The sequence below is a fragment of the Actinoplanes sp. NPDC023714 genome (genome assembly GCF_040639855.1).
Lineage (GTDB): Bacteria > Actinomycetota > Actinomycetes > Mycobacteriales > Micromonosporaceae > Actinoplanes.
Genome location: NZ_JBFAAR010000017.1, coordinates 1 through 16,249, shown reverse-complemented (window position 1 = coordinate 16,249; position 16,249 = coordinate 1). Strand labels below are relative to the sequence as shown.

The 16,249-nt window shown below is 71.3% G+C and carries 16 protein-coding genes; 6 read left to right on the top strand and 10 right to left on the bottom strand.

What is annotated here, in order from left to right; all coding sequences use genetic code 11:
- Positions 1-136 precede the first annotated feature (136 nt).
- From AB0G10_RS41655 to AB0G10_RS41625, 7 genes are read right to left on the bottom strand one after another with little or no spacing between them, the layout of a single operon-like run.
- Complete coding sequence (locus AB0G10_RS41655) at positions 137-1,504, bottom strand: polysaccharide lyase family 1 protein (protein WP_360935591.1); 1,368 nt, start codon at positions 1,502-1,504, stop codon at positions 137-139.
- Positions 1,505-1,511: 7 nt separating this feature from the next.
- The gene (locus AB0G10_RS41650) at positions 1,512-1,847 is read right to left on the bottom strand and encodes a cupin domain-containing protein (RefSeq protein WP_360935588.1); all 336 of its coding nucleotides are present in this window, start codon (positions 1,845-1,847) and stop codon (positions 1,512-1,514) included.
- Positions 1,835-3,001, bottom strand: a complete 1,167-nt coding sequence (locus AB0G10_RS41645; RefSeq protein WP_360935585.1) for a Gfo/Idh/MocA family oxidoreductase — start codon at positions 2,999-3,001, stop codon at positions 1,835-1,837. The genes AB0G10_RS41650 and AB0G10_RS41645 overlap by 13 nt, the downstream gene beginning before the upstream one ends.
- Positions 2,998-4,428, bottom strand: coding sequence for a mannitol dehydrogenase family protein (locus tag AB0G10_RS41640; RefSeq protein WP_360935582.1), 1,431 nt, complete (start codon positions 4,426-4,428; stop codon positions 2,998-3,000). The genes AB0G10_RS41645 and AB0G10_RS41640 overlap by 4 nt, the downstream gene beginning before the upstream one ends.
- Complete coding sequence (locus AB0G10_RS41635) at positions 4,419-5,681, bottom strand: enolase C-terminal domain-like protein (RefSeq protein WP_360935579.1); 1,263 nt, start codon at positions 5,679-5,681, stop codon at positions 4,419-4,421. The genes AB0G10_RS41640 and AB0G10_RS41635 overlap by 10 nt, the downstream gene beginning before the upstream one ends.
- Positions 5,678-7,078 carry a glucuronate isomerase gene (uxaC, locus tag AB0G10_RS41630; protein WP_360935576.1) on the bottom strand — a complete coding sequence of 467 codons (1,401 nt, stop codon included), beginning with the start codon at positions 7,076-7,078 and terminating at the stop codon, positions 5,678-5,680. The genes AB0G10_RS41635 and uxaC overlap by 4 nt, the downstream gene beginning before the upstream one ends.
- Positions 7,075-8,403, bottom strand: coding sequence for a Gfo/Idh/MocA family oxidoreductase (locus AB0G10_RS41625; RefSeq protein ID WP_360935573.1), 1,329 nt, complete (start codon positions 8,401-8,403; stop codon positions 7,075-7,077). The genes uxaC and AB0G10_RS41625 overlap by 4 nt, the downstream gene beginning before the upstream one ends.
- Before the next feature lie 229 nt (positions 8,404-8,632).
- On the opposite strand from AB0G10_RS41625, the gene AB0G10_RS41620 reads away from it, so the two are divergent.
- From AB0G10_RS41620 to AB0G10_RS41600, 5 genes are read left to right on the top strand one after another with little or no spacing between them, the layout of a single operon-like run.
- A complete protein-coding gene (locus AB0G10_RS41620) occupies positions 8,633-9,658 on the top strand; it encodes a LacI family DNA-binding transcriptional regulator (protein WP_360935571.1) in 1,026 nt (341 codons plus the stop codon).
- 9 nt (positions 9,659-9,667) lie between these two features.
- Positions 9,668-10,963 carry an extracellular solute-binding protein gene (locus AB0G10_RS41615; protein WP_360935569.1) on the top strand — a complete coding sequence of 432 codons (1,296 nt, stop codon included), beginning with the start codon at positions 9,668-9,670 and terminating at the stop codon, positions 10,961-10,963.
- A gap of 5 nt (positions 10,964-10,968) precedes the next feature.
- Positions 10,969-11,940, top strand: a complete 972-nt coding sequence (locus tag AB0G10_RS41610; RefSeq protein WP_360935566.1) for a sugar ABC transporter permease — start codon at positions 10,969-10,971, stop codon at positions 11,938-11,940.
- Positions 11,940-12,770 (top strand): carbohydrate ABC transporter permease, encoded by an 831-nt coding sequence (locus AB0G10_RS41605; RefSeq protein WP_360935563.1) that lies wholly within the window; start codon positions 11,940-11,942, stop codon positions 12,768-12,770. Before AB0G10_RS41610 ends, AB0G10_RS41605 begins: the two co-directional genes overlap by 1 nt.
- Positions 12,767-13,384, top strand: coding sequence for a hypothetical protein (locus AB0G10_RS41600; protein WP_360935560.1), 618 nt, complete (start codon positions 12,767-12,769; stop codon positions 13,382-13,384). Before AB0G10_RS41605 ends, AB0G10_RS41600 begins: the two co-directional genes overlap by 4 nt.
- A gap of 180 nt (positions 13,385-13,564) precedes the next feature.
- On the opposite strand, the gene AB0G10_RS41595 is transcribed toward AB0G10_RS41600, so the two are convergent.
- The 3 genes from AB0G10_RS41595 to AB0G10_RS41585 all read right to left on the bottom strand — a co-directional run bounded on the left by AB0G10_RS41595 (position 13,565) and on the right by AB0G10_RS41585 (position 15,407).
- Entirely contained in the window at positions 13,565-14,176 is a 612-nt protein-coding gene (locus AB0G10_RS41595; protein ID WP_360935557.1) for an RraA family protein, read from the bottom strand.
- A gap of 103 nt (positions 14,177-14,279) precedes the next feature.
- Positions 14,280-14,732: a hypothetical protein gene (locus AB0G10_RS41590; RefSeq protein ID WP_360935554.1), complete on the bottom strand. Its 453-nt coding sequence runs from the start codon at positions 14,730-14,732 to the stop codon at positions 14,280-14,282.
- Positions 14,733-14,798: 66 nt separating this feature from the next.
- Complete coding sequence (locus AB0G10_RS41585) at positions 14,799-15,407, bottom strand: HAD family phosphatase (RefSeq protein WP_360935551.1); 609 nt, start codon at positions 15,405-15,407, stop codon at positions 14,799-14,801.
- A 57-nt stretch (positions 15,408-15,464) separates the two neighbouring features.
- Between AB0G10_RS41585 and AB0G10_RS41580 the strand changes: the two genes are divergently transcribed.
- Complete coding sequence (locus tag AB0G10_RS41580) at positions 15,465-16,088, top strand: maleylpyruvate isomerase N-terminal domain-containing protein (RefSeq protein ID WP_360935548.1); 624 nt, start codon at positions 15,465-15,467, stop codon at positions 16,086-16,088.
- Positions 16,089-16,249: the final 161 nt, after the last annotated feature.

Sequence of the window (16,249 nt, the reverse complement as noted above, 5' to 3'; positions counted from 1 at the left end):
TAAGATTTGAGGGGCTGCCCTCTTAAGAAACTTGACCGTTTCTGATCAGGCCGAACCCCGGTCTACCAGCACGGACACGGCGACGGGCGCACACGTCCCCGTGGCGTGTGCGCCCGTCGCCGCGATCGGGTGCTTTCTAAATGCGGCCCGCTCCGGCGCCCGCGTTCACGAGAGCGGGGACGGCCGCGGCCGGCGCCGGCGGCGCGGCCCGCAACGACGGGGTCCACCCCGCGTCGGCGCCGAGATCCGGCTCGTGGGTGGCGTTGTACTCGGCGAGCAGGCTGACCGGCCGGACCGGACCGGTCCCGACCCGGGTGGCCGTGCCGATCTCGGTCATCGCGGTGCCGCCCCAGTCGTAGACGAACTCGTCCAGCCCGATGTCGGCGCTGCGCAGCAGGAAGTTGTTCTCGGCGTAGATAGCCGAATAGACACCCACACCCCACGAGTACGAATAGTCGTCCTCGTCGGTCAGGTAATAGTAGTTGTTGTAGACGTCGACCTGCCCGAATCGCACGCGCGGAACCCGCTGCCCGACGTTCGCGAATTTGTTGTGGTGCAGGGTGACGCGCAGTCTTCCGACGTCGGCGCCGACCGTGTTGGTGGAGCCGATCAGCATCGTCTTGTCGTGTTCCTGGAAGGTGTTCCAGGAGACCGTCACGTAATCCGACGCCCGGATCACGTCGAGCGCGCCGTCGTGCACCTGATAGGGCCGGCCGAAATGGAGCGGCTGCAGGGAGTCGACGTTGTTGCCGTCGCTCAGCGTGTTGTGGTCGGCCCAGACGTGCGTGGCGCCGGTCAGCGTGATCAGGTCGTAGGCCGAGTTCCAGTTCCCGGCCGAGCCGTCGGTCGGGTCCCAGGCCGGGAAGCAGTCGGCCGCGTCCTCGAGCCGCAGATTGCGGACGATCACGTTGTCGACGTTCTGGATCAGCAGGTTGGCGCCGATGAGGCGGGCGTTCGGCAGGCCGAAGATGGTGGTGTTCGGCCCGACGCGCAGCTGGATCCGGGCGGCCTGGTTGCGCGCGGACCGCACCCGGGCCTCCTCGAGCGGCCCGGCCGGCCGGGTGGCGGTGCCCCACACGGCCGGGTCGTAGGCGGCCAGGTAGGCGTCCAGCGAATAGGCCGGGTCGGCGTAATCGTCGCAGGTCAGCGCGTTGCCGGCGTCGTCGGTGTTGGCCCGGATGGTGCCGGCGACCAGCACGATCCGCGGGGTGGGATCGGTGCCGCCGGCCAGCGCGGCGGCCAGCTCGGCACGATTGCGCACGACGAAGACATGGGCGTCGTCGGCCGCCGACCCACCGGTGGTGCCGGTGGTGGCGGCCGCCCACCCGTCGTTCGCGGGCAGCGCCTGCCGGGCGGCAGCGGGGAGAGAGGCGGCGGGGAGAGAGGCGGTGAGAGAGGCCGCGGGGAGAGAGGCGGTGGAGGACGCGGGGACGGAGGCGACGGCGGCGGACGAGGACGCGAGGACGATCGCGAGCGCCGCGCAGAGCGTGAGCCGGGAGCGCATGGCGGGCCTACTCCGCCGGTTCCAGGTGCATCCACGTGAAGACCAGCGGATCCGCGCCCCGGCTGATCAGGTGGTGGTCCTCCCCCGGTTCGAAGACGATGGCCTCGCCCGCCTCGAACTCGTCCACCTCGGCGCCCTCGATCTCGATGACGCCACTGCCCTGGATGATGACGAACACCTCGGGTACGGAATGCACGTGCCGGCCCGGTTCGTCATGCGTGCGGAATTGCGGCTGGGCGTAGACCCGGAATCCGCCGCGCTGCACCACGTGCCCCGGCAGAACGCTGGTGAACGTCGGACCGCGATGGTGATCCTGCAATTCCTTGACGGCTAATTTGCGCACGGTTTTCCTTCCTCGGACAAAGGGATTCGCTGGGGCGGGACCGACCACGGAACACCGCGTTCGGAGGGCAGTTCGCCGGTGGCGGCGACCTGCCGGACGACCTCGTCGACGCCGGGCAGCACCCGCCCGCCGCCGTCCGGATGCTCGGTGAGCCACTTCGCGTCGATCACGGCGGGCGGCGCCGACCCCACGATCGCCTCGCCGATCGCCGTGAACGTGGCGGTCCGCTCCAGGGGCGCCAGCAGCGGCACCGCCGGGTCGGCCCGGTGGTCGAGGAGGTTCTCGAGGAGCCCGGCCCGGCCCGGCACCGCGGTGAAGTCCGGTGCGCCGGGCAGCCGCAGCCGGTCGGTCGGATACTCCAGGGCCGCACCGCCCACCTGGATCTCGCCGGCCAGGAAGACCGCCGACGCGAGGGTCACCCCGGCCGTGATCCGCCGGCCGTCCTCCCCGGTGACCCGCAGGAACGTGGTGTCGTCGGTGGCGATGTCCCGGGTCCGGTAGGCCTCCAGCTCCAGGGCGACCGGCCGGTACCCCGGGCCGGCGATCACCAGCGCCTGCATGAGCGCGTGCGCGAACGGGTTGACCAGCGCCCCGTCGAAGACCGGCCGCCCGCCGACGACCCGGCGCCCGGCCCACGGCGCCCGGGTGTAGTAGCTGTCCGGCCGCCACCAGGCCCCGAAGACAGCGATCGGCCCGCCGGACAGGTCGCCGCGAGCCTCGTTCCGCCCGGCCGGGTCGAGGGCGGCGAGCAGGGCGGCGAGGGCCGCCGAGCCGAGCGCCTGGAATCCGACCTGGCAGAGGCGGCCGGAGGCGGCGACGGCGGCGGCCAGTTCGCGGTGCTCGGCCGAGGACATCACCGGCGGCTTCTCCAGCAGCAGGTCCGCGCCGGACGCGAGCACGTCGAGGGCGATCGGCAGGTGGGTGTGCGGCGGCGTGCAGATCACCACGACGTCCGGCCGGGTGGCCGCGAGCAGCGCCGCGTGGTCGGTGAAGAACGGCACGCCGTCGAGCGGCGCCGACGGGTCCGGGTCGAACGGCTGCCGGTCGCAGAGCCCGGCCACCGCGATCCGGCCCTCGTCGGAGAGGCGCTGCAGCGTACGGCGGTGCGACAGCCCGTGCCCACCGGCGCCGATGAGCGCGACCCGGGGGCTCATCTTCCCGCCTCCCGGGTCGTCGCCTCGGCGCCGTGCCGGTCCAGCTCGGCGTACCAGCGGACCACCTCGCGGCGCAGCACGTCGTCGCCGGCCAGCGACGGCGGGAAGACCTCGGTGAGAGCGAACAACGCGCTGGTCACCCCATTCGGCGTGTCGGGGACGGCGGACAGGGACTCCCGGATGCGGGAGGCCGAGGGGTCGTCGAGGGGGATGGTCGTGCCGCTGTCGGCGTACCCTCGCGCGAAGCGCATCCACGCGGCCAGGAACAGCCCCGCCCAGCAGGGCGTCCCGCCCCGATCGCGCAGGTCCTGGATGGTGCCGAGCAGCCGATGCGGCAACTTCTGGGTGCCGTCCATGGCGACCTGGAGGGTGCGGTGGCCGAGCTCGCGGTTCGCGAAGCGGGTCAGGACCGTCGCGCCGTATCCGGTCACCGTGGCGCCGGGCGGCGGAGTGACGGTGAGCGCCACCTCGTCGGCGAGGAACCGCTGCAGCACCGTGGTCATGCCGGGCATCTCGAGGGCGTCGGCGATCAGCTCGCGACCGGCGAGCGCGCCCAGGTAGGCGAGCGCCGAGTGCACGGCGTTGAGGGCGCGCAGCTTGAGCGTCTCCCACGGGGTGACGTCGCCGGTCAGGATCGCGCCGGCGGCCGCCCAGTCCGGCCGCCCGCCCGGGAAGTCGTCCTCGATCACCCACTGGCTGAACGGCTCGGCCACCACCGGCACGGCGTCGTCGGCACCGAGCGCGGCGGCGGCCCGCCTCCGGTGGTCCGCGCTGGTGGCCGGCACGATCCGGTCGACCATCGTGGACGGGAACGCGACGTCGTCCGGCAGTTCCGCGCCGGCCGCCTCCATGGCCCGGGCGATCAGGGCGCGCACCCGGGGACCGTTGCCCTGGAGGTTGTCGCAGCAGAGCACGGTCAGCGGCGCGCCGCGGCGGCCCAGAATCCCGCGGACGAGCAGGGCCGGCACCGAGACCGGCGGCGCGTCCCCGGTCAGCTGGGGCAGGAGGTCGGCAGGCAGCCGGTAGGCCTTCTCGGTCACCGTGAGCGAGACGATCCGGATGCCGGGGTCGGCGATCGCGGCGACCACCCCGTACGGGTCGCCGGCCGCGTGCGCGAGCCCGGACAGGATGCCGACGGCCCGCGCCCGGTCGCCGGAGGGGCCGGCGGTCAGCACGCTGTAGAGCCGGTCCTGCTCGCGGAGCCGGTCGAGGATCTCGCGGGAGCGCGGCGCGACGCCGGCGATCCCCCAGTCCCCGCCGGACGCGGCCACCGCCGACTCGGTGTAGACGGCCTGGTGCGCCCGGTGGAACGCGCCGAGTCCGAGGTGGACGATGCCGGGGCGGACCTCGCCGGGCTGGACCAGCGGGCGGCTCGCGATCGGCAGCCCGCCGAGCGAGGAGAGTGCCAGCCGGGAGATCACCGCCATGCCGGGCCGTCCGGGAAGCGGAACTCGGCGATCGACTCCGGCCTCATCTCGACGCTGTAGCCGGGCTTCGACGGCAGCCGGTAGCGGCCGCCCACCACGGTCACCGGGTCGGTGAAGTGCTCGTGCAGGTGGTCGACGTACTCGATCATCCGGCCGTCGAGGGACCGGCCGACCCGCAGGTAGTCGAAGATCGCGAGGTGCTGGACGTACTCGCAGAGGCCGACGCCGCCGGCGTGCGGGCAGACCGGCACCCCGAACTTCGCGGCGAGCAGCAGGATCGCGAGGACCTCGTTGACGCCGGCCACCCGGCAGGAGTCGACCTGGCAGACGCCGATCGCGCCGGCCTGCATCAGCTGCTTGAAGATCACCCGGTTGGCGGCGGCCTCGCCGGTCGCGACCTTGACCGGGGCGACGGCCTGCGCCACCCGGGCGTGGCCGAGCACGTCGTCGGCGTGGGTCGGCTCCTCGATCCAGTACGGGTCGAACCCGGCGAGCCGGCCCATCGCGGCGATCGCCTGGTCGACGTCCCACACCTGGTTCGCGTCCATCATGAGCAGCGCGCCGGGCGGCAGCTCGGCCCGGATGATCGCCGCCCGCCGGACGTCGTCCTCGAGCGGTCCGCCGACCTTCATCTTCACGGCCCGCCAGCCGTCGGCCACCGCCTGCCGGGTCAGGTCGCGGACCTTGTCGTCCGGGTAGCCGAGCCATCCGACGCTCGTGGTGTACGCCGGAAAGCCCGCGGACTCGAGAAGAGCGAGACGGTCGGCGTACCCCTCAAGGCCCTTCTCCAGGATCTCGCGCGCCTCGCCGGGGGTGATCGCATCGCTGAGGTGACCGAAATCGACGGAGTCGATGAGGTCGTCGACCGGAAGCTCGGCCAGGTACCGCCACATCGGCTTGCCGGCGGCCCGGGCCCGCAGATCCCAGAGCGCGTTGATCAGCGCGCCGGACGCCATCGCGATGACGCCCTTCTCCGGGCCGAGCCAGCGCAGTTGCGGGTCCTGGGTGAGTTCCCGGACCCGGACCTCCTCCGGCTCCCGGCCGACGACGTGGATGGCGAGGGCACGGACGGCGGCGCAGGTGATCTCGTTGCCCCGGCCGTTGGTGAAGGTGAGCCCGGTGCCGACGAGTCCGCTGTCCGACTCTATTTCCACATATGTCGCTGAATAGTCACCGAGGTTGATGGCGTCCGAGCCGTCCTTCTCGCGCGATGTGGGAAACCGGACGTCGTGGACGCGCACGTCGGTGATCACGGCTTGTCCAACCGGAACACGCGCTTCGGCAGGTGATAGGCGAGATCCGCGATCGTCTCGGCGGCCTCGTCCAGCGGCAGCCGATCCTCGGCGACCAGCCGCGCCAGGAAGCCCGCGTCGATCCGGCGGGCCACGTCGTGCCGGGCCGGGATCGAGCAGAACGCGCGGGTGTCGTCGGCGAACCCGGCCGTGTTGTAGAAGCCGGCCGTCTCGGTGACCGCCTCGCGGAACCGGCGCAGACCCTCCGGGCTGTCCAGGAACCACCACGGCGCGCCGAGGTAGAGGGCCGGATAGCCGCCGGCCAGCGGCGCCAGCTCGCGGGTGAACGTCGTCTCGTCGAGCGTGTAGAGCACGATCCGCAGCCGGGGGTCGTCGCCGTACGCGTCGAGCAGCGGCCGCAGACCGCGCACGTAGTCGGTGGCCGAGGGGATGTCCCCGCCCACGTCCCGGCCGTGGCGCCGGTGGAGCGACCGGGCGTGGTTCCGCACCGACCCCGGGTGCAGCTGCATGACCAGGCCGTCCTCGAGGGACATCCGGGCGAACTCGACGAGCATGTGCGCCCGGAACGCCTCGGCGTCCTTCGCGTCCGCCCCGCCGCCGAGCGCCTTGCGGTACAGCACCGCCGCCTCGGCGTCGTCGAGCACCAGCGTCGCGGCGGTCGGGTGCCCGTGGTCGGAGCTGGTGGCGCCGGCCGCGATGAAGAGCTCCCGCCGCGCGCGGAGGGCGTTCAGGAAGCCCGGGTACGTGCCGACGTCCGTGCCGGTGAGCGCGCCCAGCGCGGCGACCCGCTCCTGCCAGCCGGGCCATTCCGGGTCGACGAGGTCGTCCGGGCGGAACGTGGTGATGACCCGGTCGCCCCAGCCGTCGGCGGCGAGCTTGGCGTGCGAGGTCAGCTCGTCCAGGGGGCTCTCGGTGGTGGCCAGGACCTCGATGTTGAAGCGGGTGAAGAGGGCGCGGGGCCGGAACTCGGCCTGACGCAATTTCTCCGAAATTTCGTCATAGATGTTGTCGGCAGTTGCTGGGCCCAGCTTCTCGAAAATGCCGAAGACCTCCGCGAACACCTTCTCGGTCCACAGCCGGGACGGCGTCCCGCGGAACAGGTACCAGTGCTTCGCGAGCAGCCGCCAGATCTCCCGGCCGTCCTGCTCCACCGGGGAGCCGTCGATGCTCGGCACCCCGAGCCGGCTCTGCGGGATGCCCTGGCTCGCCAGCATCCGGGTGACGTAGTGGTCCGGCACCACGAAGAGCCGTGCCGGGTCCGGGAACGGGGTGTCGCCGGCCAGCAGCGCCGGGTCGACGTGCCCGTGCGGGCTGATCAGCGGCAGGCCCTTGACCTGGTCGTAGAGCTCGGCGGCGATCCGCCGCTGCGCCGGGTCGGAGGGAAAGAGATGGGTCACCTGATGATCTCCTCGATGTTCAGGACGTCTGTCACGCGGACGGCCGTGCCGGTCCTGATCGACTCGTTGGCGGCGAGGCCGGTGAGCAGGGCCCGGGCGCCGTCGGTCGCGGTCGCCATCCGGCCGAGCGGGTCCTCGTGACCGCCGACCAGATCCGCGAGCATCCGGACGTCCGCGCCGCCGTGCCCGCCCCGGGACAGCCCCTCGACGACCACCTCGCGCGGCGGCGCCCAGTACGGCCGGACCAGCAGCCGCTTGAAGCCCCGCTCCGCCGTCGACTCGGCGCCCGGCTCACCCTTCACCGCGCCGGCCGCCGCGGGCGCCACGTGGTCGCTCTCCACGACCTCGAGTTCGAGCCGCCCCCGGCTGCCGTTGATCATGAGCCGGTAGCCCTCCCACGGCGCGTAGGCGGTCAGGTGGTAGCTCATCGAGGCGCCACCGGCGTAGCGGACCAGCACCGCCATATCGTCCTCGATGGATACGCCGGGCGCGAACACGTTCTGGTCGCGGTGGTAGCCGTCGTGGTGCTCGGCGTCGAGGTAGAGCTCCTTGAGGCCGGGCTCGTCGCGCAGCTTCAACGCGAACGGGTCGTCGGCGGCGTCGGCGGCCTCGTGGGCACGGCCGTAGGAGCGCGCATACCCGTGCCGCCGCCCCTGATCGCCGTAGAAGAAGAGCCGGCCGGCCGCGAAGACCTCCTCCGGCTCGTCGTCGAGCCACCAGTTGACCAGGTCGAAGTGGTGGCTCGCCTTGTGCACGAGCAGGCCGCCGGAGTTGGCCTTGTCCCGGTGCCAGCGGCGGAAGTAGTCGGCGCCGTGCCGCACGTCGAGCAGCCACTCGAAGTGCACCGAGCCGATCTCGCCGATCTCGCCGCTCTGGATGATCCGCTTCACCGCCTCGTGCAACGGGTTGTAGCGGTAGTTGAACGTGACCTGGACGTTCCGGCCGGTTCTCGTGGTGGCCTCCAGGATCCGCCGGCAGCCGTCGGCGTCCACCGTCATCGGCTTCTCGGTGATCGCGTCGCAGCCGGCCTCGAGCGCCGCCACGATGTAGTCGGCGTGGTACCGGTCCACGGTCGTGACCAGGGCGACGTCCACCCGCTCGCGCTTGAGCATGCCGGTGAAGTCGGCCGCGTCGTAGACCGGGACCGGCGGGGCGCCGAGGCGCCGCAACCGTTCGTTGTGGACCGCGGGCCGGGCCGGGTTGGTGTCGGCCAGGGCGACCAGCTCGGCCACGTCGGCATGGTCGGTGGCCAGGGCCCTGAGGAAGAGACCGGCCCGGGCGCCGGCGCCCACGAGGGCGTACCGGCGGCGGGGTGAGAGGGGCATTCCGTCGCCTCCGTTGTCGGCAAACGTTTGCAGCAGGTTAGCGGCACCGCCTCGACGCAAGTCAATATCCTGCCCGAAATCGTCCTGATTCCTCCGTATCAGGAAACCCCCGCGCCACAAGATCGACATCGACAGGGGTTGACACGCCAGCAACCGTTTGCATCAATGTGTCACCAGAGAGACAGGGGTCACACCGGCTTCTGCTCGCTCGACCATCGAGGAGGGCATCGTGGCCGTGACGATCCGGGACGTAGCACGAGCGTCCGGAGTGCACATCTCCACGGTGTCGCGCACCTTCTCGGCGCCGCACCTGGTCAACCCCGAGACCCGTTCCCGGGTTCTGGCCACCGCGGAGCAGCTCGGCTACCGCCCGAACCGGGCGGCCCGGGCACTGATCACCGGTCGTACCCACAACATCGGCCTGATCGTGGCCGACATAGCGAACCCGTTCTTCCCGCCGCTGATCAAGGCGGCCGAGACACATGCCCGGCGGCGGGACTACCACGTCTTCGTCGCCGACACCGATGAGGACCCGATCGTCGAGGCCGACCTGGTTCAGGCCCTGGCGAAACAGGTCGACGGGATCCTGCTCTGCAGCCCCCGGATGACCGACGACCAGATCGAGCAGCTCCGCCGCGAGGTGCCGCTGGTCGTCATCAACCGCATGATCACCGGCTTGCCCGCGGTGGTCATGGACGTGGGGCAGGGCGCCCGGTCCGCCGTGCGTCACCTGCTCGACCTGGGTCACCGCCACCTGGTCTACCTGTCCGGACCACGTGGCTCGTGGACCAACCGGGAGATCCGCAGAGCCGCCGGGGCCACCGCCCGGGCGGCCGGCGCGGACCTCACCGTCCTCGGTCCGCACCAGCCGGTCACGTCGGCCGGCGCCGCGGCGGCCGAGGCCGTGCTGGCCACCGGCGCCACCGCGGTGCTCGCCTACAACGACCTGATGGCGATCGGCCTGCTCCAGGCCCTCCAGGACCGGGACGTCGCGGTCCCCGGAGAGGTCAGCGTCGTCGGCATCGACGACATCGCTGCCAGCGTTCTGGTCCGTCCCCAGCTCACCACGGTGGCGAACCCGACCGCGGCCGCCGGGCGGGCCGCCGTCGACATGCTCCTGCAACAGGGCGACGACGGCTCCACCGGACAGATCAACCTGCACACCGACCTTGTCATCCGCAACTCCACCGGTCCGGGTCCGTACCTGCCGGCCGGTGCGACCACCGCTGAGGTCGCCGCATACGTCAAGGAGTGACGACAAGCCATGACCGCAACTCACCCGCCCCGGCGCCGTTTCCTGCGCACCCTCGTAGCCGGCATGCTCGCCCTTCCCCTGGTCCTCGGCGCCTGCGGCGGCGACGACTCGGGCGACGACGACGGCAAGGTGGAGCTGAGCTTCTTCTGGTGGGGAGGCGAGGCCCGCGCCGAGCTCACCGCGAAGGCGCTCGACCTCTACACCGCGAAGCACCCGGACGTCACGTTCAAGAAGACCTGGCAGGCCAACCAGGGCTACTTCGACAAGCTGGCCACGCTGACGGCCGGCGACGACGCGCCGGACATCTTCCAGATCGACGACAACTACCTCTCCGAGTACGCGACCCGCAACGTCACCCTCGACCTGACCCCGTACCAGTCCTCCGGCAAGGTGGACACCTCGAAGTTCCCCGAGGGCCTGTGGAAGTACGGCGTGGTCGACGGCAAGCTGGCCGGCCTCGCGTTCGGTGAGAACACCCAGGGCCTGGTCTTCAACAAGTCCAAATTGGAGGCGGCGAAGCAGCCTCTGCCGACGACTGGGATGAGCTGGGAGGAGCACATCGCCTGGGCGCAGAAGGCGGGCGCCGCCGCCGGGCTGGCCGGCACGCAGGACCCGAGCGCCGACTACAAGGCGTTCTGGGTGTGGCTGCGCCAGCAGGGCAAGGAGATGTACAACGGCAACGAGCTCGGCTTCACCGCGGCCGACGTGCAGGCCTGGTTCGAGCTGTGGAAGGGCGCCCGCGACTCCAAGGCGACCCCGTCCGCCGACGTGATCCACGAGGGCAACGCCACCGACATCACCAAGCAGCTCGTGGTGACGAACAAGGCGCTCACCTCGTGGGTGTGGGCGAACCAGATGCCCGAGCTGCAGAAGAACACGCAGGACGAGCTCGGCCTGGTCGCGTACCCCGGTGACGCGAGCAAGCAGTGGCCGCGCGCCTCGATGTACTTCTCGGTGTTCCGCGGCACCGACCACAAGGACGTCGCCGCCGACGTGATCAACTTCCTGGCGAACGACCCGGAGGCCGGCGCGATCCTCGGCACCGACCGGGGCCTGCCGTCGAACCTGGACATCCGCGCCTCGGTCGCCGCCACCACCGACAACGCGTCGATGAAGCAGACCATCGCCACCATCGACGAGCTGTCCAAGAGCTACGGCCCGTCGCCGACCGTCCCGCCGAAGGGCCACAGCACGGTCCGCAGCGAGCTGATCAAGGCGGCCGAGGAGGCCCAGTACGGACGCGCCACCCCGGCGCAGGCCGCCGAGCAGTTCTTCGCCGCCAGCCAGGCGGCAGTCAGCCGGTGAGTCCCGTGGCAGTCACCCAGGCGCCGTCGCCAGCGCCGATCGCCGGTCCCGCCGCCCCTCGGCGGCGGGGCCGGCCCGCCCGGCACAAGTCGGACGGCGCGGCCGGCTACATCTTCCTCTCCCCCTGGCTGCTCGGGTTCGCCGCCATCACGGCGATCCCGATGCTGATGTCGCTCTACCTCAGCTTCACCAACTACGACGTGCTCAGCGACTGGTCGTCGACCGAGTGGGTCGGCCTGGACAACTACCGCCAGATGATGACCGAGGACCCCTCGTTCTGGCACGCGGTCCGGGTCACCATCACGTTCGCCCTGGTCGCGACGCCGCTGAAGCTGGCCGCGGCGCTCGGGGTGGCACTGCTGCTGAACAAGGCGTTCCGCGGCGACGGCCTCTTCCGCGGCCTGTTCTACCTGCCGTCGCTGCTCGGCGGCAGCGTCGCGGTGGCGATCGTCTGGGTCAACATGTTCAACCGGGACGGCGCGTTCAACTCGTTCCTCGGCTGGTTCGGCATCGAGGGCAAGGCCTGGGTGAACGATCCGGACTACGCGCTCGGCACGCTGATCCTGCTGGCGGTCTGGCAGTTCGGCGCCCCAATGGTGATCTTCCTGGCCGGCCTGAAGCAGGTGCCGCAGGAGCTCTACGAGGCGGCGTCGGTGGACGGCGCCGGCCCGGTACGCCAGTTCTTCGCGGTGACCCTGCCGATCCTGTCCCCGGTCATCTTCTTCAACCTGGTGCTCGAGACGATCAACGGCTTCCAGGGCTTCACCTCGGCGTTCGTGCTCTCCGGCGGCACCGGCGGCCCGGTCGACTCGACGCTCATGTACACCCTGCACCTCTACAACAAGGGCTTCACCGAGTACCAGATGGGCTACGCGTCCGCGATGGCCTGGGTCTTCCTGCTCGCGATCGGCCTGCTCACTGTGGTCATCTTCCGCACCGGCAAGTTCTGGGTGCACTACTCGGACGGTGAGGACTGATGCGCGTCTCGGTAAGGCCCGTCATCCTGGTCGTGCTCACCGCGATCGTCCTCTACCCGCTGGTGTGGATGCTCGGCAGCTCCTTCAAGTCGCCGGAGGAGGTGCTCAACAACATGTCGGTGTTCCCGCGGAACTTCACCCCGGGCAACTACACCGACGGCTGGGGTCACTTCGACGTGGCGTTCGGCCGGTTCTTCCTGAACAGCGCCCTCGTCGCGATCCTCACGGTGGTGGCGAACTGCATCTCCTGCCTGCTCGCGGCGTACGCCTTCGCGCGTCTCCGTTTCCGGCTCCGCGGCTTCTGGTTCGCCATCATGATCGGGACCCTGCTCCTCCCCGGCCACGTGCTGATCGTCCCGCAGTTCGTGATGTTCAAGGCGTTCGGCTGGGTGGGCGGCGACTGGCCCTACGCCCCGCTGATCGTCCCGCAGCTGCTCGCCACCGAGGCGTTCTTCGTCTTCCTGATGGTCCAGTTCATGCGCGGCGTGCCGCGCGAGCTGGACGACGCCGCGAAGATCGACGGTTGCACGGCCTACGGCGTGTTCCGGCACGTCATCCTGCCGCTGTCCCGGCCGGCCCTGGTCTCCACCGCGATCTTCTCGTTCATCTGGACCTGGAACGACTTCTTCCGCCAGCTGGTGTACCTCTCCGACCTGGAGAAGTACACGGCCCCGGTGGCGCTGACCCTGTTCATCGACTCCAGCGGCCAGTCCGCGGTCGGGCCGATGTTCGCCATGTCGGTGCTGTCGCTGGCCCCGGTCTTCCTCTTCTTCGTGGCCTTCCAGCGGATGCTCGTCGAGGGCATCAACACGACGGGCCTGAAGGGATGACCATGCAGTGGCCGGTCGAGGAGCACGTGGTCCCGCGCCCGGACTGGCGGGAGCGCCTCTCCCTGGCGACCGATCTCGCGCTGATCGGCATCGTCACGACCGTCTTCGCGCTGCCGGTGCTCACCGCGCCGGCAGCGCTGGCGGCCGGTTCGGCGGCGATCCGGCATCGCTACGCCAGCGGCGGTCTCCCCCCGCTCCGCCCGATGCTCCACCGCTTCCGGCACGGTCTGCTCCGCGGCCTGCCGGTCGTCCTGGCCGCCGCGGCCCTGCTGCTGGACCTGACGGCGGTGGCCCGGGGCTGGGTCCCGGGCGGTCCCCCGCTGCTGCTCCTGACCGCCGCCGCGATCGCCTGGCTGGCCGGCGTGGCAGCCCTCACCCTGGTCATTCTCGGTCGCCGGGAGCCCCAGCCCTGGCGTGAAGCGGCCCGCGAGGCCTGGACCCGGCCGAAGGCGACAGCGGCGATCGCGGCCACCAGCGTGCTCGCCTTCTTCCTGGCCCTGACCGTCCCTGCCACGATTCCGCTGCTGGTCGGCTTCCACCTTTTCGCAGCGCACATCCTGGCCGATCGTTTCTTCCCATTTGTACGAAATGAGCGGCACGCCCCGCCGGATTGACGGGTCCCCGCCCCACAAACCCTGCGGCCCCTTCCCGCCGGCGCCCGCAACCGCGGGCCCCGGCGGTCCGTCACCCTCCGAGGGCGTGCCCCGTTCCTAGGAGCCGGCACCCTCTCGGAGCCCGCGCCCCTTCTCTCCGCCGGCGCCCTCCCGGAGCCGGCGCCCTCCCGGAGCCGGCGTCTATGCGAAGCCGTGGTCCGCCAGCGTCTTCTCGATGCGGGCGCGGTGGGCCCGCTCCCAGTCGTCGAGCGACTGCGCCTCCTCCGCGGCGAGCTTCGCCCGGGCGGCCGCCAGCACCTCGTCGTGCCGCCCGCCGGGGACGACCACGACGCCCTCCTCGTCCGCCACGACGATGTCACCGGCGCTGACCGTCACCCCGCCGCAGGTGATCGCTGCTCCGTGCGTACCCATCTGGGTCTTTGATCCCGGAATCGGAATGACGCCGCGCGCGAAGACCGGGAACCCGATCTCCCGCACCTCGCCCAGATCCCTGATCAACCCGTCGAGCACGAAGGCCGCCACCCCGCGCCGATGCGCCACCGCGCAGACGTTGCCCCCGGCCAGCGCATGGTCGAGATCCCCGGACTGCACCACGATCACCGAACCGGGCGCGGCCCGATAGATCGCCGCGTGCAGCATGAGGTTGTCCCCCGGCGGGCAGCGAACCGTGAACGCCGGCCCGGCCACCCGCGGAACAGGCGTCCACAGTGGCCGAATCCCGATGTCCATGACCTGTGAACGTCCCAGCACATCGGCCAGCGTCGTCGGCGGAACACTCTCAAACCCCGGCATGCGTCTCTCCATCAGCAGGCGGCACCCATGATCAGGCTGCCCGCCACCGGCACGCCCCGCAAGCCGTACCCGAAGCACCCGCCCACCCGGCAGGACGAATCGGTCAGGCGGCGGCCGCGGCCGAAGCCTCCGCCACGGCGATCAGCACACCCACCACGAAGATCTGCACGGCCAGCGGCAGCCCGGGCAGGTCGGCCTCGAGATTGCCGGTCCACGCACTGGTCCGCCGGATCACACCGACCGGAATCCCGTTGTGCATCATCTGCTGCTCGTTGCGCCAGATCGAGGTGCGCTCGAAGTCGTAGACCCGCCCGCCGGCCTCGACGGTCCAGTTCTTGCGGTGGACCTTCGCGGCCGAGGCGACGACGGCGCCGTCGCTGTCCGTCATCGAGTACCGGCTGCCCCAGGCGTTGGCCCGCACCCGATATTCCCGGCCCTCGAGCGTGAAGCGACCACCGCTGGTCCAGTTGCTGGAGTCCCATGAGGCGACCGGAACCCCGTCCCGGGACAGCGCATACTGCGATCGCCACATGCTCTTACGTTCGGCCGTCAGCATCCTTCGAGCCTAGTGAACCCCGGCAACCCCACCGGCCTCCCGTCCGGGGCGGAGCGTGATTTGCGGCTACGCCCCCTCCTGCACCTTCCGCTCCCACGGCGGCGGCACCCGGACCGCGGCCATTCCGGCGGCCGCGGCGGCCCGCATGCCGAGTTCGGTGTCCTCGAACACCAGGCACCGCGCCGGATCGACGCCGAGCAGCGACGCCCCGAGCAGGTACGCGTCCGGAAACGGCTTGGGCCGCTCGTAGTCCCCGGCGCACACCAGCACCTCGAACCGGTCGAGCAGATCGAGCGCCTCCAGCGACGCCGTCACGGACAGCCGGGTGCTGCCGGAGACCACCCCGATCGGCAGCCGGCCGTACGCGTCCTCGATGTGCTCCAGCACCCCCGGCACGCCCTTGATGCTGGGCAGCCCGGCCCGGAACAGCTCCTCCTGCCGTTCCGCGACCCGGTGGACCGGCATGTCCAGGTTCTGCTGCTCGTTCAGCGAGGCCACGATGTCGGCGAGCGGCCGGCCGCCCCACGAGTAGAACAACTCCTCCGGGAAGTCGCAGCCCCACTCGGCGAGCGCCGCCTGCCAGGCCAGGTAGTGCGCCGGCATCGAGTCGGTGATCGTTCCGTCGCAGTCGAACAGATACGCCTGAAATTCGCCGTCCGGCACGGGAAGCAACACGACCGCAGGGTACGGCCGCTGCTCGCTCCCCCGCCCCGCACATGGCAGGTTGGTGACATGGACTACCGCCGCACGTACCGTTCCGCCGCCATCGCCTTCGCCGACCTGGTCTCCCGGATCCCCGCCGACCGCCTCGACGGCCCGGGCCTGGGCGAGTGGACGCTGCGCGACCTGCTGGGCCACACGGTCAGCTCGGCGTTGCGCCAGGTACCGCAGGCGCTGTCCCAGCAGGCTCCGATGCTGGCCGTGCCCACACCCGAGGCCTACTTCGCCGCGATCCACCGCGCCCCGAAGGACCTGCTGGCCGCGGCCCGGACCGCCTCGACCGAGGACGCCCGCACCACCGGCCGAGCCCTCGGCGACGACCCCGCCGGCGCCGTGAGCGGTTTCGTGGGCCAGGCCACCGCCGCCCTGGCCGCCGCCGGCAACGACGACCTGATCGCCACCCCGGCGGGCGGCATGCGAGTCCAGGACTGGCTGCCCACCAGAACCTTCGAACTGGTGGTCCACGCCACCGACGCCGCCACGGCCTCCGGCCAGCCGATCACCTTCGACCCCGACACCCTCGCCGAGACCGCAGCCCTGGCAGCCCGCATGGCAGCAGCGATCGGCGAGGGCCCCACCGTCCTCCGCGCCCTGACCGGCCGAGCATCCCTCCCTCCAGCCTTCACCGTCATCTGACCCGAGCCCGGCCCGGCAGGCCCGGCCGGCCCGGCGCCCCGTTACCTTTTTGATCGTCCCCCAGCAGGGGACTGCTCGGTCGCTCGGTCCGGTATGACTTACTGCCCCTGTCGTACGCATGATCCGGGGGGTGTTGTCGCCGGGCCGGGTGGCGTCGGCGA